Source organism: Halorientalis marina (genome assembly GCF_023028345.1).
Taxonomy (GTDB): Archaea; Halobacteriota; Halobacteria; order Halobacteriales; family Haloarculaceae; genus Halorientalis; species Halorientalis marina.
The window spans coordinates 1,840,509-1,861,201 of sequence record NZ_CP095487.1 but is presented as its reverse complement, the minus strand read 5'-3'; the positions used below and the strand labels follow the sequence as shown (position 1 = coordinate 1,861,201).

28 protein-coding genes are annotated in these 20,693 nt (G+C 69.1%); 12 read left to right on the top strand and 16 right to left on the bottom strand.

Translation table 11 applies throughout. From position 1 onward, the window contains the following. The first annotated feature begins 57 nt into the window (after positions 1–57). The 6 genes from MUG96_RS09380 to MUG96_RS09355 are packed head-to-tail and all read left to right on the top strand — an operon-like array spanning position 58 to position 5,363. Positions 58–702 carry a nitrous oxide reductase accessory protein NosL gene (locus tag MUG96_RS09380; protein WP_246981847.1) on the top strand — a complete coding sequence of 215 codons (645 nt, stop codon included), beginning with the start codon at positions 58–60 and terminating at the stop codon, positions 700–702. Continuing rightward, complete coding sequence (locus tag MUG96_RS09375) at positions 703–2,598, top strand: NosD domain-containing protein (protein WP_246981845.1); 1,896 nt, start codon at positions 703–705, stop codon at positions 2,596–2,598. Next, the gene (locus tag MUG96_RS09370) at positions 2,595–3,347 is read left to right on the top strand and encodes an ABC transporter ATP-binding protein (protein WP_246981843.1); all 753 of its coding nucleotides are present in this window, start codon (positions 2,595–2,597) and stop codon (positions 3,345–3,347) included. Before MUG96_RS09375 ends, MUG96_RS09370 begins: the two co-directional genes overlap by 4 nt. Further along, positions 3,344–4,162 carry an ABC transporter permease gene (locus tag MUG96_RS09365; RefSeq protein ID WP_246981829.1) on the top strand — a complete coding sequence of 273 codons (819 nt, stop codon included), beginning with the start codon at positions 3,344–3,346 and terminating at the stop codon, positions 4,160–4,162. The genes MUG96_RS09370 and MUG96_RS09365 overlap by 4 nt, the downstream gene beginning before the upstream one ends. Positions 4,163–4,219: 57 nt before the next feature. Beyond that, complete coding sequence (locus MUG96_RS09360; protein ID WP_246981827.1) at positions 4,220–5,203, top strand: alpha/beta fold hydrolase; 984 nt, start codon at positions 4,220–4,222, stop codon at positions 5,201–5,203. A gap of 4 nt (positions 5,204–5,207) precedes the next feature. Further along, complete coding sequence (locus tag MUG96_RS09355) at positions 5,208–5,363, top strand: hypothetical protein (RefSeq protein WP_246981825.1); 156 nt, start codon at positions 5,208–5,210, stop codon at positions 5,361–5,363. On the opposite strand, the gene MUG96_RS09350 is transcribed toward MUG96_RS09355, so the two are convergent. From MUG96_RS09350 to MUG96_RS09335, 4 genes are all read right to left on the bottom strand, one after another. Next, the gene (locus MUG96_RS09350; RefSeq protein WP_246981823.1) at positions 5,360–5,746 is read right to left on the bottom strand and encodes a Zn-ribbon domain-containing OB-fold protein; all 387 of its coding nucleotides are present in this window, start codon (positions 5,744–5,746) and stop codon (positions 5,360–5,362) included. The two genes, MUG96_RS09355 and MUG96_RS09350, sit on opposite strands and share 4 nt — an antisense overlap. Further along, a complete protein-coding gene (locus MUG96_RS09345; RefSeq protein ID WP_246981822.1) occupies positions 5,743–6,909 on the bottom strand; it encodes a thiolase domain-containing protein in 1,167 nt (388 codons plus the stop codon). The genes MUG96_RS09350 and MUG96_RS09345 overlap by 4 nt, the downstream gene beginning before the upstream one ends. A gap of 95 nt (positions 6,910–7,004) precedes the next feature. Continuing rightward, positions 7,005–7,280, bottom strand: a complete 276-nt coding sequence (locus tag MUG96_RS09340; RefSeq protein WP_246981820.1) for a DUF7111 family protein — start codon at positions 7,278–7,280, stop codon at positions 7,005–7,007. A gap of 54 nt (positions 7,281–7,334) precedes the next feature. Continuing rightward, on the bottom strand, positions 7,335–7,793 hold the full coding sequence (locus MUG96_RS09335) for a pyridoxamine 5'-phosphate oxidase family protein (RefSeq protein WP_246981818.1): 459 nt from the start codon (positions 7,791–7,793) through the stop codon (positions 7,335–7,337). 117 nt (positions 7,794–7,910) lie between these two features. Between MUG96_RS09335 and MUG96_RS09330 the strand changes: the two genes are divergently transcribed. Beyond that, complete coding sequence (locus MUG96_RS09330; RefSeq protein WP_246981809.1) at positions 7,911–8,192, top strand: PadR family transcriptional regulator; 282 nt, start codon at positions 7,911–7,913, stop codon at positions 8,190–8,192. 1 nt (position 8,193) lies between these two features. Here MUG96_RS09330 and MUG96_RS09325 read toward each other — a convergent pair whose 3' ends face one another. After that, positions 8,194–8,388: a hypothetical protein gene (locus tag MUG96_RS09325; protein WP_246981807.1), complete on the bottom strand. Its 195-nt coding sequence runs from the start codon at positions 8,386–8,388 to the stop codon at positions 8,194–8,196. 105 nt (positions 8,389–8,493) lie between these two features. Here MUG96_RS09325 and MUG96_RS09320 point away from each other — a divergent pair, with 105 nt between their 5' ends. Beyond that, a complete protein-coding gene (locus MUG96_RS09320; RefSeq protein WP_246981805.1) occupies positions 8,494–8,883 on the top strand; it encodes a hypothetical protein in 390 nt (129 codons plus the stop codon). Between the two features lie 36 nt (positions 8,884–8,919). On the opposite strand, the gene MUG96_RS09315 is transcribed toward MUG96_RS09320, so the two are convergent. The 4 genes from MUG96_RS09315 to MUG96_RS09300 all read right to left on the bottom strand — a co-directional run bounded on the left by MUG96_RS09315 (position 8,920) and on the right by MUG96_RS09300 (position 13,238). Continuing rightward, positions 8,920–10,062, bottom strand: coding sequence for an acyl-CoA dehydrogenase (locus MUG96_RS09315; protein WP_246981804.1), 1,143 nt, complete (start codon positions 10,060–10,062; stop codon positions 8,920–8,922). Positions 10,063–10,135: 73 nt separating this feature from the next. Beyond that, complete coding sequence (locus MUG96_RS09310; RefSeq protein ID WP_246981802.1) at positions 10,136–11,125, bottom strand: ABC transporter ATP-binding protein; 990 nt, start codon at positions 11,123–11,125, stop codon at positions 10,136–10,138. Continuing rightward, positions 11,122–12,102 carry an ABC transporter permease gene (locus MUG96_RS09305; RefSeq protein ID WP_246981800.1) on the bottom strand — a complete coding sequence of 327 codons (981 nt, stop codon included), beginning with the start codon at positions 12,100–12,102 and terminating at the stop codon, positions 11,122–11,124. Before MUG96_RS09305 ends, MUG96_RS09310 begins: the two co-directional genes overlap by 4 nt. Before the next feature lie 74 nt (positions 12,103–12,176). Then, a complete protein-coding gene (locus tag MUG96_RS09300) occupies positions 12,177–13,238 on the bottom strand; it encodes an extracellular solute-binding protein (RefSeq protein ID WP_246981798.1) in 1,062 nt (353 codons plus the stop codon). 150 nt (positions 13,239–13,388) lie between these two features. Here MUG96_RS09300 and MUG96_RS09295 point away from each other — a divergent pair, with 150 nt between their 5' ends. Then, positions 13,389–14,081 carry a TOBE domain-containing protein gene (locus MUG96_RS09295; RefSeq protein WP_246981796.1) on the top strand — a complete coding sequence of 231 codons (693 nt, stop codon included), beginning with the start codon at positions 13,389–13,391 and terminating at the stop codon, positions 14,079–14,081. 45 nt (positions 14,082–14,126) lie between these two features. Further along, positions 14,127–14,633 carry a hypothetical protein gene (locus MUG96_RS09290; RefSeq protein WP_246981794.1) on the top strand — a complete coding sequence of 169 codons (507 nt, stop codon included), beginning with the start codon at positions 14,127–14,129 and terminating at the stop codon, positions 14,631–14,633. Between the two features lies 1 nt (position 14,634). On the opposite strand, the gene MUG96_RS09285 is transcribed toward MUG96_RS09290, so the two are convergent. After that, entirely contained in the window at positions 14,635–15,495 is an 861-nt protein-coding gene (locus tag MUG96_RS09285) for a 3-hydroxyacyl-CoA dehydrogenase family protein (RefSeq protein WP_246981792.1), read from the bottom strand. A 104-nt stretch (positions 15,496–15,599) separates the two neighbouring features. Then, complete coding sequence (locus MUG96_RS09280) at positions 15,600–16,394, bottom strand: enoyl-CoA hydratase/isomerase family protein (RefSeq protein WP_246981790.1); 795 nt, start codon at positions 16,392–16,394, stop codon at positions 15,600–15,602. Between the two features lie 86 nt (positions 16,395–16,480). Here MUG96_RS09280 and MUG96_RS09275 point away from each other — a divergent pair, with 86 nt between their 5' ends. Further along, positions 16,481–16,765 (top strand): hypothetical protein, encoded by a 285-nt coding sequence (locus MUG96_RS09275; protein ID WP_246981782.1) that lies wholly within the window; start codon positions 16,481–16,483, stop codon positions 16,763–16,765. Here MUG96_RS09275 and MUG96_RS09270 read toward each other — a convergent pair whose 3' ends face one another. The 4 genes from MUG96_RS09270 to thiE all read right to left on the bottom strand — a co-directional run bounded on the left by MUG96_RS09270 (position 16,766) and on the right by thiE (position 19,235). Continuing rightward, complete coding sequence (locus MUG96_RS09270) at positions 16,766–16,948, bottom strand: hypothetical protein (protein ID WP_246981780.1); 183 nt, start codon at positions 16,946–16,948, stop codon at positions 16,766–16,768. 84 nt (positions 16,949–17,032) lie between these two features. After that, a complete protein-coding gene (locus MUG96_RS09265; protein WP_246981772.1) occupies positions 17,033–17,785 on the bottom strand; it encodes an SDR family oxidoreductase in 753 nt (250 codons plus the stop codon). Then, entirely contained in the window at positions 17,782–18,600 is an 819-nt protein-coding gene (thiM, locus tag MUG96_RS09260; protein ID WP_246981770.1) for a hydroxyethylthiazole kinase, read from the bottom strand. The genes MUG96_RS09265 and thiM overlap by 4 nt, the downstream gene beginning before the upstream one ends. Continuing rightward, the gene (gene thiE, locus MUG96_RS09255; protein WP_246981768.1) at positions 18,597–19,235 is read right to left on the bottom strand and encodes a thiamine phosphate synthase; all 639 of its coding nucleotides are present in this window, start codon (positions 19,233–19,235) and stop codon (positions 18,597–18,599) included. Before thiE ends, thiM begins: the two co-directional genes overlap by 4 nt. A gap of 167 nt (positions 19,236–19,402) precedes the next feature. Between thiE and MUG96_RS09250 the strand changes: the two genes are divergently transcribed. Next, positions 19,403–19,648: a DUF8593 domain-containing protein gene (locus tag MUG96_RS09250; protein WP_246981766.1), complete on the top strand. Its 246-nt coding sequence runs from the start codon at positions 19,403–19,405 to the stop codon at positions 19,646–19,648. A gap of 93 nt (positions 19,649–19,741) precedes the next feature. Here MUG96_RS09250 and MUG96_RS09245 read toward each other — a convergent pair whose 3' ends face one another. Further along, positions 19,742–20,650: a hypothetical protein gene (locus tag MUG96_RS09245; protein WP_246981764.1), complete on the bottom strand. Its 909-nt coding sequence runs from the start codon at positions 20,648–20,650 to the stop codon at positions 19,742–19,744. Positions 20,651–20,693 lie beyond the last annotated feature (43 nt).

Here is a 20,693-nt window from a genome sequence, read left to right as displayed (position 1 = left end):
CAAGACAACAACGGAACAGTGCCGGTTCGAACCGACACCGCGTCCGAATACCGAAGCATGACACGGAAACACGTTTGCGAGAGCGGCGGGGGTGGATCGGGTCGCTCGTGCGACCACGACAGAAAGCCGGTTCGCGTCACGCGACGCCACGTCTGTGCCGGCATCGCGGCGGGAGCCGCGACGGCACTCGCGGGGTGTTCGAACGGCGGTGACTCGGACGCAGCGCCGACCGGTGACGTCCCCGCCGCGGTGACCCTGACGACCGACGACGCCTGTGAAATCTGTGGTATGATCATCCCGAACCACCCGGGGCCGACGACGGAGATCTTCTACCCCCAGCACACCCCGTCGGGGCACGAGAACCCGGCGCGGTTCGACAGTACGTGGGAGGCGTTCCAGTACGACTTCGACCGTGACTGGGAGCGAACGGTGATGTACGTCACGGACTATTCCGCGGTCGACTACGACCTGTTCGAGGAGGGCGGCGATACGCTCATCTCGACGCACCCGCAGGCCGATTCCTTCGTCGACGCCGCGTCGGTCACGTTCGTCGCCGGGTCCGAGGTGAAAGGCGCGATGGGGCGGGACCTGATCGCGTTCTCGGAGCGCGGCGACGCCGAATCGCTCCAGTCCGAGTACGGCGGCGAACTCGTCGGCGTGGACGGGGTGACGCCGGAACTGATCGCCCAACTCGGGATGTAGATGCACGTCAAGTACGTTCTCGTCGCGGTGCTTGCCGTCGTCGCGGTCGCGGCGACGGGGTTCGCCGTCGACACTGGCGTCGACAGCCGCACGTCGGCGGTGCCGTTCGACGAGACGCTGACGCTCGGGTTGGCCGGTGTCGACGTCCAGGAGGCGGAGGCCGCGGGCTACCACGTCCCGAAGACGGAGGTGTTCTACTCCCAGTTCCAGTACGTCGTCGGGTACTACGGCGTCGACGCCGCTGCGACACACCTCGTCACTCCCGGAACGGGGGAGCAGTTCGGCCGGCCGCTCTCCGTGCTCGTGACCGACTACGCGAACGCGGCCCCGAACCTCACGCGCGAGGGGTACGTCCGCCTCGACAACGAGATCGGACTCCGGTGGGTCCAGGCGAGCGAGGCGTGGTTCGTCGTCGACAGCCCGGCGCGGACGCCGGGCGGACCCGCAGTCCTGCCGTTCGGGGACCGTGACGCGGCACGGGCGTTCGTCGACGAACACGGCGGCGAAGTCGTGGACTGGGACGGCGTTCTCGCGCGCGCCGGCGAGGAAGCGGCGGACCCCGTCGAAACACGCACACGGATCGTCGACAACCGGACCGCGTGGGCCGACCGGCAGGTGGAGGCGGCCGCCGACCTGCGGGACCGGCCGACGTCGGTCGTCGTCGGTGATGACGCACCGACGCTCGCCGCCGGGATCGAGCGGGCCCCGCCGAACACGACCGTCGCGGTCCCGGCCGGTACCTACGACGCGAACCTGACAGTCGAGAAGCCCGTGACGATCAGCGGTGTCGGCCCGGATACTCACCTCCAGGGTCCCGGAACAGGCACCGTCGTGCGCGTCAGGAACCCGCGCGTGGCGATCACAGACCTCCGAATCAGTGGCGTCGGGCCGAACGGGTCCCGCTCCGTCGCGGACGTCGAGAGCGACGACTGGGACGCGCGCGTCCGAGTCGCCTACGGGACCGGCGATGCGGCGATCCGGTTCGACAACGCCACGGGGTCGCTCGTCGACGGCGTCGAGATCGACACGCCGGCGACCGGCATGTTGATCCGGTACAGCCCCGGCGTGGTCGTTCGCGACTCGACCGTCCGCGGGACCGAGACGGCCGCCGACGGATTCATGGGGGCGCTCGCGATGTACGACCCGGTGGTCGTCCAGAACTCGACCTTCCGTGGCGGTCGCGACGGCGTCTACACCCACCGGACGCCGGGAATCGTGGTCCGGGACAACCGGATGCTCGGCATGCGCTACGGCGTCCACGAGATGTACACGTCGCGAGCGTTGGTCACGGACAACACGATCCGGGACACGCGGGCCGGCGTCATCGTCATGACCAGACCTCGGCGGAACGTCCTCCTCGGGAACGACGTTCGTGGCAGCGACATGGGTCTCTCGATCGCCGGGAGCGCGTCGTTCGTCGCCGACAACACGGTCACCGACAACGGCATCGGGATTTCGGTCGGGGCCACCCGGTCGCTGGTAGATGGCAACGTCGTCGTCGGGAACGACCTCGGCGTGCGGGCGGACACGCTCATGCCCTCGACCGACGTGGTCCGAAACGACATCGTGGCTAACGAACGCCAGGTCGAAGCCCGGCGGGGGCCGATCCGCGTGTGGACGCGCGACCGGGGGAACTACTGGGGGGACCTGCCGGGCCGTGACGACGACCGTGACGGGACGCTCGACACCGCCTACTACCCGACCGGCGAACTCGACCGGTCGCTCCTGCGTGCTCCCGGGGCCGTGACGCTCCGTGAGTCCCCCGCCGTCGGGACGTACCGGAGCGTCCAGAACGCCGTTCCCGGACTGCGGGCGAGCGGCATCGTCGACCGCGCACCGCTCGTCGAGCCGGTCCACCCGAACCGCCTTGCGTCACTCAACCGCTCGAACCCATGACAGAACACGTCGCCACTCTCGATTCGGTTACCGTCTCGTTCGGCGATCTCACCGTCGTCGAGGACGCGAGTTTCGCCGTCGAGTCCGACGCCGTCACCTGCCTGATCGGGCCCAACGGCTCCGGGAAGACGACGCTGCTGCGAGCCGTCACGGGCCTGCTCGCGCTCGACCGCGGTCACGTCGACCGCACGGTCTCGACCGACAGACCCGTCGGCTACCTCGCACAGGAGCCGACCTTTCGCCCGCAGTTCACCGTCCGCGAGACCCTTGAGTTCTACGCGGACCTGATCGGGCACGACATCGACGTGCCGGCGGTGATCGACCGGGTCGGACTCGGTGGCGTCCCCGACCGCCGAGTGGAGGCCCTCTCGGGAGGGATGACGCGCCTGCTCGGAATCGCACAGGCCACCCTCGGCGATCCGGGGCTGCTCGTCCTCGACGAACCGTCGAGCGGCCTCGATCCGATGATGACTCGCCACATCACCGAGACCGTCTCGGAACTGGCCGACGGGGAGACCGGGGTCCTGCTCGCCACGCACGACCTCGCGTCGGTCGAACGGGTGGGCGACGAGGTCGTCGTCCTCGACCGCGGGCAGGTCGTCGAGACTGGCACACCGACGGCGTTGCTCGACGAGACCGACACCGGGAGCCTCGACGAGGCGCTCTCGGCGCTCGTGAGTGGCGAGTCGGGCTCGGTCGCGACCAGAGAGGTCGTCTCCGCCGAGGGCGGCGACGGGGGTGACCGATGAGCCGTCGGGCAGCGGTCGACCGGGCGTTCGTCGTCGCCCAGCGGGAGTTCCGCACGGTCCTCCGGACCCGGACGGTGGCGGTCCTCGCGGCGGGGTACGTCCTGATCCTGGTCGGGCTGGTCGTCGCCGCGGGCACGGCTGGCTACCTCCCGCTGTCGCTCGATCTGCTCCGGCCGGTCGAGGTGCTGGTGCCGATCCTCGCGTTCGCCTTCGGCTACCGGTCGATCCTCGCGGACGCCGAGCGCGGCGAACTGGAGACGATCAGGACCTACCCGATCTCCGGGCGCGTGTTCGTCGCCGGCGTCTACCTGGGCCGGCTCGCGGGTTTTCTCGCGGTCGTGCTCCTTCCGCTCGTGATCGCGGGCCTCCTCGTCGCGACGGGGGGCAAAGGCCAGGTGTCGGTCATCGCCGCCCACGAGACGGTCGATTCGCCCGCCATCTACTTCCGGTTCGTGACGCTGACCGCCGGGTACGCCGCCGTGACGCTCGCGATCGCGACCGCAGTTTCCGCGGTCGCGCGGTCGACGCGCGAGGCGCTCGCGCTCGTCGCCGTCCTCTTTCTCGCACTCGTGATCGGGTTCGACGCCTCGATAGTCGCGGCGCTGTCCGGCGGGCTGATCGGCCCCGGACAGGTCGCCCCGCTGCTGGCAGTCAGCCCGAACAGCGCCTTCCGTGGACTCGTGTTCTCGCTCGCTATCGGTGACGCCTACACGCGTGGCGCGACGACCGGATCGCCGCTGCTGTTGGCGGCCGGGCTGACCCTGTGGTTCGTGGGGTCGATGGCGGTCGGCGTCCGCACCGTCTGGCGATCCTGACGCGGCACCCACTGCCCGCTGCGCCACAACTAAACCGCCGACGACCCTATTGTGAGTATGAAGCTCCGATCGATCGCCGGTGCCGCGGTCGGTGCCGTTGGCCTGACCGCCGTGGCGAACAGGGTGTTGGCCGGGCGAGCTGGGGACCTCGAATCGCCGCTGGACGGCGAGTCGGGCACCTACCGCTGGCGCGGGTTCGACATCGCCTACACCGAGGCCGGCGACCCCGACGATCCCGACCTGTTGTGCCTGCACGGGGTCAACGCCTCCGGGTCCAGCCACGAGTTCCGCCACGTCTTCGGCGACCTCGCCGAGGACTACCACGTCGTCGCGCCCGACCTCCCCGGATTCGGTCGCTCCGACCGGCCGCCCCTGCTGTACTCCGGGCCGCTGTACGCTACCTTCGTCGAGGACTTCGCCCGCGATATAACCGAGGACGCGACCGTACTCGCGAGTTCGCTCGCCGGCGCGTACGCGACCGCCGCCGCCGAGTCGGTCGAGTTCGCCGAACTGATACTCGTCTGTCCGACCGCGACCACCTTCCCGGGCCGGCGGGCCTGGCTCCGAACCGCGTTCCGCGCGCCACTTTTCGGCGAGGCGCTGTACAATCTCATCACGAGCAAACCGTCGATCCGCTACTTCAACGCCGACCACGGTTACTACGACGAGGACAACGTGACCGACGATCTCGTTGACTACCAGTGGCAGACCAGCCACCAGCCCGGCGCCCGCTACGCGCCCGCTTCGTTCGTCGGCGGCTTCCTCGACCTCGACATCGACCTCGGGAGCGCCCTCTCGAACCTCGACGAGCCGGTGACGCTCGTCTGGGGCCGGGAGGCGTCGATCACGCCGCTCGAAGGGGGGCAGAAACTCGCCGAGGCCGCGGACGCCCGACTCGTCGTCTTCGACGAATCGGACGTGCAGCCCCACGTCGAACACCCGGGGCAGTTCGTCCGGCAGGTGCTCCGGGACGCGCTCGACCCCGACGCGGCCGAAATCGAGATCGAGGAGCCCGGCGAGTCCACCGAGCCCGAGGAGTGAGGCCGTGTCCGACCACCTCGACCTCGGGATCGCGGTCGTGGTCGGTGCGGTCGCCGGCGTGGGCTACGCGGCCTTTCCGGTCGCACTCGCCATGGCCGCGGACGAGCGGGCCGAGAGCGCGGTGAAAACGGACGCGGACGCGAGCGCCGAGAAGCGCTAGCGCCGCTCGAAGACGACCAGACGGTCGCCCTGCGTGACCGTCTCGTCGACGTCGATGCCGACTATCTGACCGGTCTCGACGTCCTCGGGGTCGACGCCGCGGACCTGGCCCGTGACTGACACGGGCCCGAAGTCGACGATCGCGGTGACGAAGGGGGCGTCGTCCTCGAACGTCGGCGTCGGGACCGTGATGATGGTATAGGTCTCGATTTCACCCGAGTCGGGGAGTGGCGTCTCGCTCACGTCGCGGTCGCCACACTGGGGGCACACCCGCCGCGGCGGGAGCGAGCCGTGGCCGTTCGCGCATTCGAGGTAGTAGCCGCCGTCGTCGGCGACCGCGTCGAGCCAGTCGTCGAAGCCGCCGTCCCGCGTCTCCTCGCTCATGATTGCACCTCCAGGACGTGGACGGTCGCGCTCGCGACCGTCCCACCCGCGTTGTGCGCGAGAGCCGTCTCCGCGTCGGCCACGTCGTCGCTCCGGGGGCCGTCGCCCCGGAAGTGTCGGACGATGGAGACGACCTGTGCCACGCCGGTCGCACCGACGGGGTGGCCCTTGGCCTTGAGTCCGCCCGAGAGATTGACGGGGAGGTCGCCGTGGCGCGTCGTCTCGCCGCGGGCCGCGGCACCGATGGCTTCGCCGACCTCGTAGAGCCCCAGGCTCTCCAGCGCGAGGACTTCGGCGATGGTGAAGCAGTCGTGGACTTCGAGGAAGTCCACGTCGTCGGGGCCGATCCCGGCGTCGGCGTAGGCCTCGTCGGCAGCGTCCTCGGTGGCGGGTGATTCCGCGAGGTACTGCCGGTCGTGGAGCGCCATCTTGTCGCCGCCCTGGCCCGTGCCCGTCACGGCGACGGCGGCGTCGAGGTCGTGCTCCTCGGCGTAGCTCTCGCTGGTGAGGACGATAGCGCTCGCGCCGTCGGTGATGGGACAGGAGTCGTAGAGGTGCAGCGGGTCGGCGATCATCGGCGCGTCCATCGCGTCCTCGACGGTGATCTCGCTGCGAATCTGTGCGTGCTCGTTCGTGAGAGCGTGTTCGTGGTTCTTGACGGCGATCTCGGCGAGGTCCTCGCGGGAGCCGCCGAACTGGTCGAAGTACGAGCGGGCCATCAGCGCGTACGCGCCGGGGAAGGTCATGCCGGCGCGGACCTCGTAGAGGTCGTCGGCGGCGATGGCGAGCGCGTCGGTCGCGCCCGCGGTCCCGATGTTCGTCATCCGCTCGGCGCCGCCGACCACGACGACGTCCTGCTCGCCGTTGCGGACGGCCCGGACTGCGTCCCGGATCGCGGCACCGCTCGATGCGCACGCCGATTCGTAGCGCGTCGCGGGGGCGTCCAGTCCGATGGCTTCGGCCATCAGCGGGCCCTGGTGGCCCTGGTGTTCGGCCAACTCGCCCATGAAATTGCCGTAGAAGAGTGCCTCGACGTCGTCGGGGTCGATGCCCGAGTCGTCGAGCGCGGCCAGCCCCGCCTCGGCGAACATGTCGCGTCCCGTCCGCTCGGGATGTTTACCGAAGTGGGTCAGGCCAACGCCGGCTACACGTGGGTCTGACATCAGCTACCATAGACGGCGGAGCCCTTATACCGCTGTCGGACCGGCCGTCGTCAACCGCGACCGGACGCCCGCTCCACGCGACCGGCCCGAACCGGTCACATCCCCATGTCGTCGGCCGGGTCTGGGACCGGGAGGTCGTGGGCCGAGACGCCCAGCAACTCGGCGGCGTGGTCGAGCGCCATGTCGAAGCCGTAGTACCGTTCCAGTTCGTCGCCCTCGGGGGTCGGCCGAACCTTCAGCATGGCATAGCCTTCGACGTTCTGGGCGACGGCCGCCGTCGCGCCGTCGCGCTCGAACGACAGGACGCGCTCCTCCTCGGTTTCGTAGTAGCGGGCCGTCACGCCTCCCTCGCTGACCTCGGTCTCGCTCATCGAACACCGGTACGGGCGCGAGCATGTCGTACCTGTCGGTTCCAGTAGCTACAGTCAGCGGTCGCTGACTTCGAGCCCACGGACCTCGTCGGGGACGAGCCGCCAGCCCTGGAACTCCCGAATCCCTTCGGCACGTTCGAAATCCGGGGAGAACCAGGCGTTGTCGGTCAGCGCGTCCATGAGCGTCGCCCACTCGTCGCTGTCGGGGGCGACCGGGCGGAGCGTGCCGGTCACGGCGATGGACTGCCAGTCGAATCGCCCCGCGACGTCAGTCACCAGCACCCGTGCCGTCTCGCCGTCCCCGGCGAACTCGAATTTCGTGTTCGTCGGGCTGTCCCTGATAAACACGAAGTAGACGTCTTCGCCATCGTATCCCGTCGAGACGGGAATGCTGTACGGTTCGTCGTCGGCGGCGAGCGAGAGTACGCCCCACCCTGCGGAGCGGAGCAGGTCGTCGATGTCGCCCTCGTCCATCGGTGTCCCCATCCACTGTCCGTACGGATCGGTCGCCATGGAAGTACATTCCGTCGGCCAACATTTCAACCCTCCTGCGTACACGAGCGGCGGGGTCGGTGAGTCCGACCGAGCGGGACTCGAAAAGCCGTTGTGCGCGGCCCCGGGAGTGTCGGTATGACCCGCTGGCTCCAGAGCGGCACCCGCCGGGACCTCTGTGTCCTGCTCGCCGGTGCCGAGGACGGGGAACTGCCCGCACAGAAACTGAAGACGCGACTGGAGCGCCACTACGACACTCGGATCGAGCCGAAACGGTTCTACGGCTCGCTGGAGGACCTCGAACGGAAGGGGTTCGTCGAGTCCCGCGCCGAGGGGTTGACCGATGTCTATCGCCTGACCGACGCCGGCGACCGGCGACTCCACGACCACTACGACTGGCTGCAGTCCCAACTGGAGTGAGTCAGGCCAGGAAGCGGTCGTGGATCAGGACGCCGACCGCGTACAGGACCATGACGATCCCGATGCCGAACGGGAGCGGGTCGTACGTCGCATCGACCGCCGAGGACGATGCCAGCCCGTACGTGGTGAGGACGAACCCGACGACGGCGACGAGGGCGGCCTGCTGTCTCCGGGCGAGACCCATGAACTCTCCCATAGTCGACCTATCATCGTATCTGCATATAAACGCTCGGTCGAACCGGCGGCGGCGGGGAAACCGATTTGTCCGACCATCGATAACGTCGGTCGCATCGGTGATCCTGTGAACCCACCAGACCAGCAGACCGTCGAGAACCGGATCGAGGAGTACTGGGGCTGGATCACCGTCGCGCTCTTCTTGCTGGTGACGCTCTATCTCCTCACGTCCCTCTACGCCGCACAGGTCGTCGGCCTGGAGTACGAGTCGAACCCACTGATGGCGTGGCTGCTCGGCCAGTCGCTGGTGGCGGTCATCACCGTCCACGTCGCCGCCGTCGTCCTCGCCGCAGTGTTTTTCTACGCCATCGTCGAACTCATCCGCCGGACGACGCCCACCCTCCAGTGGGTGATGATGCGCAGTCTGGAGATCTATCTCGGCCTGCTCATCGCCGTAGGACTGTTCGTCGTCGCCAACAACCTCTCGGTGATCGTCCTGCGCCGGAGCCTGCTGTGAGCGAAAGCGGAAGCTCGAACGGCTGCAGGGGCCGAATCAGTCCAGAATCTGCTGACCGATGGTGTTGCGCAGGACCTCGCTGGTCCCCTCGTAGATCTCGTTGAGCTTGGCGTCGCGGTAGAACCGTTCCGACGGGAAGTCCTTGGTGTAGCCGTAGCCGCCGTGAACCTGGATGCCTTCGTTCGCGACTTCGCGGGAGATTTCGGAGGCGTAGAGTTTCGCCTGGGCGGCCTCCTTGATGAACTTCTCGCCGCGCATCTTCTTGTCGGCCGCGGAGTGCATCAGCAGGCGCGCGGCACGCGTCTTGGTGTCCATGTCCGCGAGTTTGTGCTGGATGGCCTGGAACTCGCCGATGGGCTGGCCGAACTGCTCGCGGTCGCCGGCGTACTTCGCGGCCTCGTTGAGGGCGGCCTGTGCGATGCCGACCGAGCGGGCGGCGATGGTGATGCGGCCGCCGTTGAGCGTCTTGAGCGCCTGCACGAAGCCGTCGCCTTCGTCACCGAGCAGTCGGTCTTCGGGAACCCGCAACCCGTCGAACCGGAGTTCCGCGGTGGGACAGCCCTTGTCGCCGAGTTTCTCCTCGGTACCCTCGACGATGAAGCCGTCGTCTTCCTCCGGGCGGACGATGAACGAGGAGATGCCCTTGTTCCCGGCGTCGGGGTCGGTCTTGGCGAACAGCGTGACGGTGTCGGCGACCGAGCCGTTGGAAATCCAGAGCTTGCCGCCGTTGATGACGTACTCGTCGCCGTCCTTCTCGGCGGTGGTGTCCATCGCAGGCACGTCGGAGCCGGCGCCCGCTTCCGAGAGCGCGAACGCGCCGATGTCGTGGCCCTCGGCCAGCGGCGTCAGGTACTCCTCTTTCTGTTCGTGGTTCCCGAACTCGTAGACCATGTTGCCGGCCAGCGAGATGTGGGCGGCGACGATGGTACCGAGGCCGCCCGAGCCGCGTGAAATCTCTTCGAGCGCCATCGGGTAGGCGTGGTAGTCGAGCCCGGCACCGCCGTACTCCTCCGGGAAGGGCATTCCCATGAGGCCGAGCTCGCCGAGTTCGTCGACCAGGTCCCACGGGAACTCGTCTTCCTTGTCGATCTCCGCGGCCCGCGGTTTGACCTCGTCGTCGACGAAGTCGGACACCATGTCCTTGATTTGTCGCTGTTCCTGCGTGAGGCTCAAGTCCATAACTGATAGTCTAGGAAAGTTCGTCCTTTAGCTTTCGCATTGGCCGTCACTCAAGCGAGGGGTAACGTCCGGTTCAGCAGACGGTCAACGCGTCGCGTGGGAACCGGATCGACACCGTCTCCCCGACGCCCGGCGGGTCGTCACTATAGGCGTCGACCGTCACGTCTGTTCCGTCGCCGGTCACGAGCGCGCAGACGACCCTGGTGCTCGCGTCCTCGCGCGTGACCCGTTCGACTGTCGCCGTGGCGTCTACGGCGCCGGCGTCGCCACCAGCGAGAACGACGGCTTCGGGGCGGATCGCGACGTAACCGCTGTCGTCGGTGGTCCCGTCGACCGTCTCCCGGAGCGAGGGCAGGGCCGCGAGCGGGAGGACGTTGCTCCCGGTGAACCGCGCGACGAGCGGCGACGCCGGCCGCTCGAACACGTCGGTCGGGGTCCCGGTCTGGACGACGCCGCCGTCGTTCATCACGACGATGCGGTCGGCCAGCGCCCGCGCGGTCGTCCGGTCGTGGGTCACGTAGATGGCGGTGGCGTCTGCCAGCACGTCCTGCAGGTCGTCGCGGAGCGTCTGGCGAGTGGGCACGTCCAGAGAGGACAGCGGTTCGTCGAGGAGCAGGACCTCGGGGTCGACCGCGAGCGACCGGGCGAGCGCGACCCGCTGGCGTTCCCCGCCGGAGAGCGTCGGCGGCGACCGCTCGGCGAGGGCAGCGACGCCCAGTTCCGAGAGCAGTGTCTCCGGGTCACGCTCGCTCTCGTGGTATCGCAGGCCGAACCCGACGTTCTCGCGGACGGTCATGTGCGGAAAGAGCGCGTAATCCTGGAAGACGAACCCGAAGTCGCGGGACTCCGGCGGGTCGTTGGAGATCACTCGCTCGTCGTGGCGGACCGCCCCCTCGTGGTCGTGAAAGCCCGCGACGCTCTCCAGCAGTAGGGTCTTCCCGCTCCCGCTCGGGCCGAGGACGACGACGGTCTCGCCGGTCTCGACTTCGAAGGCGGCGGCGATGTGGAAGTCGTCGGCGCCGTCCGCGGAGAACGTCGCCGCGAGATCGACGGTGAGCGTCACGGCAGCCCCCCAGTGCCGGCCGTGTCGCTGGTCAGCCAGCGGACGAGCAGGAAGATTGCGGCCGAGACCGCGAGCAGGAGCGCGGCGACGGCCCCGCTCTCGTCGAGGCCGCCCTGCAGGTACGTGTTGTAGACGAACACCGGCGCGTGCTGGGCGACGACCCGCGAGCCTTCGAGCGGGAAGAAGAACTCGACGCTGTAGGCGACGACCGCCACGGCACCGAACTCCGAGACCGAGCGCGCCCAGGCGAGGACGCCGCCCGTGACCATCCCGCGGACGGCCAGCGGTCCGGTCACGCGGCGGAAGGTCGCCCACGGCGTCGCGCCGTGGACCCGCGCGGCGTACTCCAGTCGGTCGTCGACCGACTCGAAGGCCTCCCGGCTCGCGTTCACGGCGTAGGGTGCGCTGACGAACGTCAGCGCGAGCACCATTCCCGGGAGCGTCCCGAGCACCGACAGCGATGGGAAAGCACCGCCCTGGCCGAAGCCAAAGAGGATGATGATGCCCGCCACGCTGTGGGGCACCACGAGCGGCAGATCGACGAGGCTCTCGACGAGTTCCTGCCCGGGGAACCCGCGGGCGAGGTGATACGCCAGCGGGACGCCGAACAGGAGGCTCGCGGCGGCGGCGAGAAACGGGGCGTAGACGCCGAGATAGAGGACGCGGTGGACGCCCGGATCCATCGCCTTCTCGGCGACCAGCGACGGGGACTGCCGGGCGACGAAGAGGAAAAGCGGGAGGCCGAGCGCGACGAGCAGGACGCTCCCGACGGTCGCCATGGCGACGCCGAAGGCCCCCTCGCGGCTGGCGACGCCGAGGGCGGCGGCGCTGACGACGAGGAAGACGGCGTACAGCGTCGGCATCCCGACGGTGTAGGCCGCGGCGAACGCGAGGAGCTGGACGGCCAGTACCGCCAGTACGACCGAACTCCGCGCGAACCCGTCGAGGGGAAGTGACCGTTGACTCTCGGTTGCCATCTGGTGCTACCCTGCGCGGCCGTGCCCCTGAGCCTTGCGCCCGGCAGGTCGCCGGGAGACGAGTTCCGACCGCATCACTGCGGGTTCAGCGCGATGGGACCGAGCGCCTCTCTGGCCTCCGCGTGTTGCATGACTCGCTGTGGAACGGCGTCCGAGCCGCTGGCGTTGACGACCGGCGTCTCGACCGGCTGGAGGCCCTTGTTCCGGAGGATCTCCCGTCCCGGCTCGGTGACGAAGTACTCGACCCACTGGGCGCCGCGCCCGGATGCGCGGGCGACGTTCGGAACGGTCATCCCGTACGCGATCGGCGCGCCGGTGAACGTGCCGCTCCCGGTTTCGACCTCCGCCTTCGCGTAGTGCTGGGCGTACTGCGAGGTGGCCCGCGAGAGGTCGACCTGCGGCTGGAGGTCGACGAACGGCTTGCCCGACGTGCTGGAGATAGACTGGTAGTAGAGCACGTAGTCCAGTTCGCCGGATTCGAGCTGCCCCTCCAGGTTCGTCTCGGTCCCGGTCGGGACCGTCGCGTTGTCCATCATCGCCTGGTAGGTCGAATCGGCGTAGAGGCGCTCGCCCTCGAACGCCTCCCTGCCGAGTTGCATGGTCATCACAGCGCGGTAGCCGCCGGGATCGACCGCCGGGTCGGAGTGGCCGATAGTCACGTCGTCCCGGGAGAGGACTTCCCACCAGTTGTCCTTGCTGATGTCACCGGCGCCCGGCGAGTCCTCGCGGTACTGGATCGACATGGCGTTCGTCGTGAACACGATGACCCAGTCGCCGTAGTCCGGGACGACGCGGTCCCGGATCAGTCGGAAGTCGGATACGCCGAGGGCGTCGGCTTTCCGGCCCTGCTGGGTGATCTTCTGGGTCGAGGCGACCGAGCCCTTCGCCTCGCGGGTCACGTCGACGCCGTTCTCGTCCTCGAACCGCGGTTCGGCCTCGCTGAACGGCGGCGCGAGACTCCCGGCGTGAAAGATCGTCATCGAACTCGCCATCTCGTCGCCGGAACCGCCTCCGTTCCCGCCACCGCCGAGACAGCCGGCGAGCGCGAGCGCGCCAGCGCCCCCTGCGGCCGCGAGGAATCCTCGCCGTGTCCGTTCACCCGTCGCCGCATACCCCGAACCGGTACGTTGTGTCATGAGAGATACAACGTCGTTGTGCCGAGTGTGGCATAACGTCTTCGGTACCGGGAATCGGCGACTGCTCGCCCCCGGACTCCGTGGCAGGCGGTCGATTCGGACACACATCGCGGGCACAACGGCTTTGACGGGCAGCCGTGAAGCGTGGGTATGGACATCGCGGCGGATTTCGACGCGCGCCTGGGCAGCGGTGACGTGTCCCTGACAGCCGCGGACCGGGAGCTGCTGACGGCCATCGAGGAGGAAGGGTCGCTGAACGCGGCCGCAGCGGCCCTCGACCGCTCGTACGCCCACGCCCAGCGCCGGGTGGTCGAACTGGAGGAGGCGTTCGGCCCGCTGGTCGAGCGCAGTCGCGGCGGCTCGGGGGGCGGCGGGAGCGAGCTCACCGACACCGCGCGGCGGTTGCTCTCGAAGTTCGACCGCCTCAGGGCGGAGTTCGCGGGCGTCGCCGACGCCGAGGAGACGGTCCTCCCGGGAACGGTGGTCGAGCGGGACGGCGAACTGGCCGTCGTCGAGACGGCGGCGGGCGAGGTGCGGGCCGTCACGCCGCCCGATACCGAGCGCGTGGAGGTCGCGGTCCGCGCCGACACGGTGACGCTGCACGGTCCGGACGACGCGCCCGACCCCGGCGAGACGAGCGCGCGCAACCGGTTCGCGGGGACTGTCACGGGCGTCGACCGCGGCGAATCACTCGTCCGCGCGCGAATCGACGTCGGGGCGGACGCTCCCCTCGTGGCGACGGTGACGACCGAGAGCGTGGGCCGACTCGACCTGGAAGCCGGCGACGCCGTCGTCGCATCGTTCAAGGCCACCGCGACGCGGGCCGTTCCGCGGCGGGACTGAAAGGAGTCGGAAACGCTTACCCCGCCAGGGGAGTTTTGCCCGGGTATGTCACCGACGATCTCGGAGTTGCAGGACGTGCTCGACTGGCAGGCCATCGTCGTCATGCAGGCAGTCGACGAGCGCGGGGGCGCCACCGTCGACGACATCACCGACGCGACCGACCTCGGTCGAGGCGTCGTCGAGAGCCGACTTCAGCAGGTGACGACGCTGGGACTGGTCGCCGAGGCCGAGACCGACGCGGGGACGGTCTACGAACTGACGGGGCAGGGCCACGGGGCCGCCGGCGCCGGCCTCTACGACGAGTACGACCTCGTCGGCGAGGCGGACATCGACGACCTCGCCGAGCAGGTGGCGGGCCTGCTGGACCGCCGCGACGCTCTCCGAGCAGAGGTCGGCGAACTCCGGGACGACGCCACCGAAATCCGGGAGAAGGCCACCCGGCAGTTCGGCGACCGCGAGGACGTGCGCGCGGAGTTCGAGTCGCTGATGGCCGACATCGAATCGCTGGCGACGGCGCTAGACGGTGACGAGAGCGGCACTGCCGACGACTGACTCAGTCCTCGTACTCGTAGAACCCCCGTCCCGACTTCTTCCCGAGGTCGCCGGCCTCGACCTTCCGCTTGAGGAGGTAGGGCGGCTGGTAGCGGTCGCCGAGTTCGGTGTGGAGCGTCTCCATCGCGTCGAGACAGATGTCCAGCCCGATGTGGTCGGCGAGTTCGAGCGGCCCCATCGGAACGTTGGTCCCGAGTTTCATCCCGCGGTCGATGTCGTCTTTGGTCGCCACGCCCTCGTCGAAGGCCCGAATCCCCTCGGCGAGCCAGGGCATCAGGATGCGGTTGGAGACGAAGCCGGGTTTGTCGTCGGCCTCCCAGGTGGTCTTCCCGAGGTCCGCGGCGAGTTCGTGGGCGAGGTCGACGACCGCCGGGTCGGTGTGCTCGCCGACGACGACTTCGACGCCCTCCATGAGCGGGACGGGGTTCATGAAGTGAAGCCCGACGACGCGGTCGGGGCGGTCGGTGGCGCTCGCGATGGACGTGATCGAGAGCGTGCTGGTGTTGGTGGCGAGGACCGCCTCCGCGGGCAGCGTGTCGTCGAGGTCGGCGAACACGTCCTCCTTGACGCCCAGTTTCTCGACCACGGCCTCGACGACGAACTGACACTCGGTCAGATCGTCGAGGTCGGTGGTTCCGCCAATTCGCTCGCGTGCGGCGTCCGCCTCCTCGTCGCTGAGGTCGCCCTTCTCGACGAACCGCGAGAGGCTGTCGTCGATGGCCGCGAGACCGTCGTCGACGAGTTCGCGCCCGATGTCGCGGAGGACGACGTCGTAACCGCTGATGGCCGCGACCTGTGCGATTCCGTGCCCCATCGTTCCCGCGCCGACCACGCCGATGGTGTCGATGTCTGTGAGGTCCATATCTCACCTCTCCCGGCGGGCGCGTGTAAGCGTGACGGCGAGCAGTGCCTCCCGGACCCCCGGCCGACTCCCATCGGCCGGGACGCGGGATTCCGGCCGGTCGCTCAGTCCTTGTCGGTCCCGTGGACCCACTCCAGGGCGGCGCTCAGTCCCTCTTCGTCGCGGATATCGCGGAACCGCGTCGCGGCGGCGGACTCCATCGTCAAGGTCCCGAGGTACTCGTCGATGCGCCCGTAGCGGCGGTAGCCCTGCGTCTCCTGTACGTCGTTGACCATGTCCTTGACGAGCGCGACGGCGGACCCCGGCGTCTTCAGGATGTGGTCGACCTCCTCGTCGACGGCGGCCCCGAGGTCGCCGTCGGGGACGACCCGGTTCACGAGCCCCATCCGGTGGGCTTCCTCGGCCGAGATCGATTTCCCGTTGTAGAGCAGTTCGCGGGCCTGCTTCAGGGAGTTCGTCACGAAGGGCAGAACGAACTTCGGCGGTGGTTCGCCGAAGTGCATGTCTGGATAGCCGAACTCGGAGCGTTCGGTGGCGAAGGTGAGGTCACAGGCCAGCGCGAGGTTACAGCCGCCGGCCAGCGCCGGCCCGTCGACGGCGGCGATCACGGGAATTCGCGCGGAAAAGACCGCTTCGAGGTGGGTCCGCTGGTCCAGCATCGCCTCGTCGACGGACCGCTCCGGTTCGTCCTCGCCGATGTCGTAGCCCGAGGAGAAAGCGTCGCCGTAGCCGGCGACGACCGCGACGCGAACCTCGTCGTCGGCCTCGTCGTGGGCGAGCGCGTCGACGAACTCCGAGAGCAACTGCTCGTTCAGCGCGTTCAGCGCGTCCGGTCGGTCCAAGCGGACGTGGGCCGTCGCCCCGTCGCGCTCGTACTCGACCGTCTCGTAGGTCGGCATGGGACCACCGTCCGGCCGGACCGGAATAAAACTACGCCGGCACGACACCGTAACACCGATTGTCACTCGTTTACATATGCCACAGTATGGAGCGCGGCACGGACTGGGAGCGCGAGGCCGTGGCCCGGCAGTGGGCGGTCATGGAGCGGCGGCGCAGACAGGGGACGCGGCTCTTGGGCGGCGTCGGCCTGCTGACGCTGGGAGCGATCTGTCTTTTCCTCGGGACCGCGTCGGCCGCCTGCGTCGGCGACAACGGGGTCGTGCCGACGTGTACGGCCATAGTGCCCGGGCCCGTCGCGACCGTCTTCCTGGCGACGGGGGTCGTGGCGCTCGCGGGCGGCGCGTGGCGGTGCTGGTCCGCTCTCGGTTGATTACGTCCCCGTGTGACCCTGCCGCGGTGCGGAGTCGCTCGTCCCCGCTCGCGCGGGCGCCTCCACGGCGGTCTCCTCCTCGTCGCGGACGAGGATTTCCCGCATCAGGCGGACGGTCACCGGGACCGCGAGGAAAAGCAGGAGGACGCTCAACGCTGCCATCCAGACGACTGCTTGTACCATATGCGCCGATACACCGAGGTGAATAAAAAAGACTGAGCGGCGTTCCCAGCGTCCGAAAACAGGCCGCTCACGACCGATTCTGCTTTAGAACCGCTCCATGATGTCACGGCGGTAGAGGTCGAGTTCCGTGACCGTCGCGGGCGCCGGCTGTCCGGCGACGTAGGCGATGGCGTCGGCCACGTCCGTCGCGTCGAGCGTGTCCGCCGCGGGGAGCGAATCGGCGTTCGTCGTCTCCCGGAACTCCGAGCCGAAGTCGGTCGTGACGCCGGAGGGGTTGACGACGGTGACGCCGACGCCCTCGGGGCCGACGCGGCCGGCGACGCTCTTCGCGAACCCGCGGAGCCACCACTTCGAGGCAGCGTATATCGGCGTCGACGTGCTCGGGTACTGGCCCTTGTAGCTGCCGACGAACACGAGCGCGCCGTTGCCCTCCCGCAGGGCCGGTAGAGCCGCCCGCGTCGTGTAGTAGGCCCCGTGAACGTTCGTCTCGGTGACGCGCTCGAACTGTTCGAGCGGGAGGTCGTCGAGCGCACGGTTCCGTTCCTCCCCGATGCCGGCGTTGACGACGACGGTGTCGAGGCGGCCGAACCGGTCGGTCGTCGCGTCGACGAGCACCGCGACGGCGTTGGGGTCGGCCACGTCCGTCGGCACCGCGAGTGCATCGCCGCCCGAGTCACGGCAGTCCGCGGCGACCGATTCGAGCGCGTCCCCGCTCCGGGCCGCGAGAACGACGTTCGCGCCGTCGCTCGCGAACCGGCGGGCGGCCGCGGCGCCGATGCCGGAGCTCGCGCCGGTGACGAGCGCGACGGTGCCGTCGAGGGGTTCGTCGCCCGTCACACGTCGAGTTCGGTGATCCGCTCGTCGTCGGTGGCGGCCGTCGCGGCGTCGATGCCGGCCGCCGCGTCGAGGAAGGCGATCCGGTAGCTCGCGGGGCCGTCGTAATCGCCGTACTCGCCGGCGGCGGCGAGTTCGCCCGCGCGACCGTAGGCCAGCGTCGAGGCCAGCGCCGCGTCGAGGGTGTCGTCCATGCTCCCGGCGAAGACCGCGTTGGTCGCGCCGAGCATACAGCCGGTGCCGACGAACTTGCCCATCATCGGGTCGCCGGCCTCGACCTCGAAGGCGCGGTCCGCGGTCGCGACCACGTCGGTCACGCCGGAGGCGACGACGACCGCCCCCGACGCGTCGGCGAGGGCCTGCGCCGTCGGCACGATGTCGTCGTAGTCGCCGACCGACTCGACGCCTCGGACCTCGGCGGCGCCGCCGGCCAGCGCCGTGATCTCGCCGTAGTTGCCCTTGACGATGGCCGGGTCGATGTCGGTCACCAACCGCTCGGCAGCGTCGTCGCGGGTCGGCGTCGCGCCGACACCGACCGGGTCGACGACGACCGGCGTGTCCGTCTCCATCGCTGCCTCGCCGGTCGCGAGCGACGTCTCCAGGCCCGCCTCGGAGACGGTGCCCATGTTCAGGAGCAGGGCCTGTGCCCCCTGGACCATCTCCTGGGCGTCCTCGTGGTCGTCGGCCATGACCGGCAGGCCGCCCCAGTAGAGGACGACGTTGGCGACGTCCCCGACGGTCACGTCGTTCGTGATGCAGTGGGTCAGCGGGCCGGTCTCCGCGACGGCGTCGAACGCCGCGTCGAGGTCGACCGTCACGCTTCGACCCTCCCCTGCTTGACCGCATCGTTCAGCGTCCGCGTCGCCGCCGCGGGGTCGTCCGCGGCCGTGATGGCCGAGATGACCGCGACGCCGTCCGCGCCCGCCGCGACCACGTCCGCCGCGTTCTCGGGCGTGATGCCACCGATGCCGACGAAGGGTACGTCGACCGCCTCGTCGATGGCCCGCACGCGGTCGAGTCCGATCTCGGACTGTTCCGGGTCGGTGTCTTTCGACGACGTGCTATAGACCGCGCCGACGCCGAAGTAGTCCGCGCCGGCCGCCGCGGCGTCCTCGGCGGCGTCGACCGTCGAGACCGAGCGGCCGATGACGGCGTCCGCGCCCAGTTGCTCGCGGGCGACCGAGATCGGGAGGTCGTCGTCGCCGAGGTGGACGCCGTCGGCGTCGACGGCCGCCGCGAGATCGAGGCGGTCGTTGACGATCAGCGGCACGCCGGCCTCGCGGGTCAGGTCGCGCAGGTCCTGCCCCAGTTCGTACCGCTCGCGTGCGCTCCGCCCCTTCTCTCGCAGTTGGACCGCGTCGATGCCGCCCTCGATGGCCGCCTCGACGATCTCCACCGTCGAGCGCCCTGCCGAGAGGCCCGCGTCGGTTACCAGATACGTGTCGGGATTCATCCGTAATATCGCCTCGTGGTCGCGCCTCAAGTGGATTGGGTTCCTGACGGTGTTGTGCCCCCAGTGCACCCGTGACCGGCAGGGTCGTCCCCCGGGCCGGCTTCCCGACGGAACACAACTGGCGAATGGCCCGGTTATTTGGGGATGGCACGGTCACCTCGACGTGCATGTCCGTCCTGTCAACTGAAGACGAGGGAAAGTTCCTGATGGATGTCGAAGGCGAACAGATCGGTATCGTGACCGAAGTCGACCCCGAGGCCCAGGTCGCGTACGTCGAACCGGATCCGGACCTGGCGGAGGCATGGATCCAGGGGTTCGGGTTCGGTGACGCCGACGAGGACGACATCGAGGTGCCCGCCGATGCCGTGGCGACGGTGACCGATTCCGAACTCCGGGTCGCCAGAGACCTCTGACGGCGCAGGACACCACCGTCCCCGGGCGCGTGGGGCGCCGGTTCTCACCGAGCAGTGTCCCACACTCGTCCCGCTGTGGCCGGTCGCTCCCGGTCAGTTCGTGCAGGTCACGCCGGGCCCGGTGTACGTCGCGCTCCCACCCGTCGCGGTGAACAGCGGCTCCCCGTTCAGGAGGATCACGTTCTCGTACGACGCCTGTTTCGTCACGTACTGGAACGTGCTCTCCTCACAGCCGGGCTGGAAGACGAGGTACACGTCGTTGGTCGGTTCCGAGCCGCCGGGCGTCGCCTGGAGGTCGCCACTGGCGGTGACGGTCACCGAGTCGGCGATCCGCGCGCGGTCCGTTTCGCTGGGACTGCTGTCCCAGTCTCCGACGTTGTCGGGGAACACGACGACGTACACCGGTGGTTCGAGCCCCTCGACCGGGCGGTCGAACCGCTGGACGTACACCCACGGATTGGTGGTCGGATAGCTCGTGTCGCCGTTGACCGAGTTCGGCCCGTCGGGGTCGATCGAGAGCGTGAACTCGAACGACTGGTCGCGGAGCGGAACCTCCCGGTCGCCGACTTTCGCGTAGGCGAACTGTGTCGCAGTCCCGGACAGATCACAGTTCGTCCTCGCCTCGACCGTGTAGCGCTCGATCAGGTACGTTCGCCCGCCGCCGTCGTGGACCGACCTGATAGAGAGTTCGTCGCCGGGGACCAGACAGCTGAGCCGCCGGACCTCACGGCCACCGCTGCCCTGCCACGTGTACACGTCCTGGCCGTCGATCTGCAGGACGAACTCCGTACCGTCTTCCATGTACTGGGGGACGATCCGGAACGCCTCGCTGCTCCGGTCGATGGTGAAGTCCGCACGCGGTCGCGGTTCGGTGTCTTCGGGCAGGAACGTCAGCGCGCCGACGACGACGACGATGCCGACCACGAGTGCCAGCGCGATCATGAACAGCGTCGACAGGACCGGCGTCACGGCACGGTCCGAACGGCCGTCACCTCGCCACATTCTCGGTTGTTGCTCGGAACTCCGCCCCCAAAACACCTCGGAC

Coding starts and splice junctions, on each gene's coding strand:
- MUG96_RS09380 (WP_246981847.1), top strand. CDS start 58: ATGACACGGAAACACGTTTGCGAGAGCGGCGGGGGTGGATCGGGTCGC.
- MUG96_RS09375 (WP_246981845.1), top strand. CDS start 703: ATGCACGTCAAGTACGTTCTCGTCGCGGTGCTTGCCGTCGTCGCGGTC.
- MUG96_RS09370 (WP_246981843.1), top strand. CDS start 2,595: ATGACAGAACACGTCGCCACTCTCGATTCGGTTACCGTCTCGTTCGGC.
- MUG96_RS09365 (WP_246981829.1), top strand. CDS start 3,344: ATGAGCCGTCGGGCAGCGGTCGACCGGGCGTTCGTCGTCGCCCAGCGG.
- MUG96_RS09360 (WP_246981827.1), top strand. CDS start 4,220: ATGAAGCTCCGATCGATCGCCGGTGCCGCGGTCGGTGCCGTTGGCCTG.
- MUG96_RS09350 (WP_246981823.1), bottom strand. CDS start 5,746: ATGAGCGAGGAGACGCGGGACGGCGGCTTCGACGACTGGCTCGACGCG.
- MUG96_RS09345 (WP_246981822.1), bottom strand. CDS start 6,909: ATGTCAGACCCACGTGTAGCCGGCGTTGGCCTGACCCACTTCGGTAAA.
- MUG96_RS09340 (WP_246981820.1), bottom strand. CDS start 7,280: ATGAGCGAGACCGAGGTCAGCGAGGGAGGCGTGACGGCCCGCTACTAC.
- MUG96_RS09335 (WP_246981818.1), bottom strand. CDS start 7,793: ATGGCGACCGATCCGTACGGACAGTGGATGGGGACACCGATGGACGAG.
- MUG96_RS09330 (WP_246981809.1), top strand. CDS start 7,911: ATGACCCGCTGGCTCCAGAGCGGCACCCGCCGGGACCTCTGTGTCCTG.
- MUG96_RS09325 (WP_246981807.1), bottom strand. CDS start 8,388: ATGGGAGAGTTCATGGGTCTCGCCCGGAGACAGCAGGCCGCCCTCGTC.
- MUG96_RS09315 (WP_246981804.1), bottom strand. CDS start 10,062: ATGGACTTGAGCCTCACGCAGGAACAGCGACAAATCAAGGACATGGTG.
- MUG96_RS09305 (WP_246981800.1), bottom strand. CDS start 12,102: ATGGCAACCGAGAGTCAACGGTCACTTCCCCTCGACGGGTTCGCGCGG.
- MUG96_RS09300 (WP_246981798.1), bottom strand. CDS start 13,238: ATGACACAACGTACCGGTTCGGGGTATGCGGCGACGGGTGAACGGACA.
- MUG96_RS09295 (WP_246981796.1), top strand. CDS start 13,389: ATGGACATCGCGGCGGATTTCGACGCGCGCCTGGGCAGCGGTGACGTG.
- MUG96_RS09290 (WP_246981794.1), top strand. CDS start 14,127: ATGTCACCGACGATCTCGGAGTTGCAGGACGTGCTCGACTGGCAGGCC.
- MUG96_RS09285 (WP_246981792.1), bottom strand. CDS start 15,495: ATGGACCTCACAGACATCGACACCATCGGCGTGGTCGGCGCGGGAACG.
- MUG96_RS09280 (WP_246981790.1), bottom strand. CDS start 16,394: ATGCCGACCTACGAGACGGTCGAGTACGAGCGCGACGGGGCGACGGCC.
- MUG96_RS09275 (WP_246981782.1), top strand. CDS start 16,481: ATGGAGCGCGGCACGGACTGGGAGCGCGAGGCCGTGGCCCGGCAGTGG.
- MUG96_RS09270 (WP_246981780.1), bottom strand. CDS start 16,948: ATGGTACAAGCAGTCGTCTGGATGGCAGCGTTGAGCGTCCTCCTGCTT.
- thiE (WP_246981768.1), bottom strand. CDS start 19,235: ATGAATCCCGACACGTATCTGGTAACCGACGCGGGCCTCTCGGCAGGG.
- MUG96_RS09250 (WP_246981766.1), top strand. CDS start 19,403: ATGTCCGTCCTGTCAACTGAAGACGAGGGAAAGTTCCTGATGGATGTC.
- MUG96_RS09245 (WP_246981764.1), bottom strand. CDS start 20,650: ATGTGGCGAGGTGACGGCCGTTCGGACCGTGCCGTGACGCCGGTCCTG.